Source organism: Bacillus cereus group sp. BfR-BA-01382 (assembly GCF_022663475.1).
Classification (GTDB): domain Bacteria; phylum Bacillota; class Bacilli; order Bacillales; family Bacillaceae_G; genus Bacillus_A; species Bacillus_A thuringiensis_S.
On sequence record NZ_JAKUFQ010000250.1, the window covers coordinates 1 to 717 of the forward strand.

Consider the following 717-nt stretch of genomic DNA (forward strand, 5'->3'; position numbering starts at 1 on the left):
TTGTATTCCTTGAGGACCGGTTGGGCCTATACTTCCTTGCGGTCCCTGGATACCTTGTATTCCTTGAGGACCGGTTGGGCCTGTTATGCCACTCGGACCTTGTACGCCTTGCACTCCTTGTGGGCCAGTTGGGCCACTCGGACCTTGTACGCCTTGTAGACCTTGTAAACCAGTTGGACCTGTCGCTCCCCTTACTCCTTGCTCACCTTGTATACCTTGAACCCCTTGTGGGCCGGTTGGACCGATTGGACCCTGTGCCCCTTGCACTCCTTGGGGACCTGTCGGACCGGTTGGGCCGATTGAGCCTTGTAATCCTTGTAGACCTTGCGGACCTGTCGGGCCGGTTACTCCTTGTATCCCTTGTGGACCTTGAATGCCTTGGTCACCCGTTGGACCTGTTGCCCCCATCGGCCCCTGTACCCCTTGCAAACCTGTTAAACCGGTTGCTCCTGTTGGACCCTGTATTCCTTGCACTCCTTGGATTCCTGTTGCTCCTGTCGCCCCTGTTGCCCCTGTTGCTCCAGTCGGACCGGTTGGACCCCCTGGTGATCCTGCTGGACCGGTTGGACCGGTTGGGCCTCCCGGAGGACCGGTTGGACCTGTTGCTCCTGTTGGACCCGTTGCAGAACCAGTCGGACCGGTTATCCCAGTTGATCCGGTTGATCCAGTTGGACCTGGATCCCCTTGTAAACCAGTTGCCCCTGTCGGACCGATTAC

The 717-nt window shown here is 58.2% G+C and carries 1 pseudogene; it reads right to left on the minus strand.

Features of this window, described 5'->3' with window-relative positions:
* Positions 1–717, minus strand: a pseudogene (locus MR160_RS33740) (collagen-like protein); the annotation flags it as partial.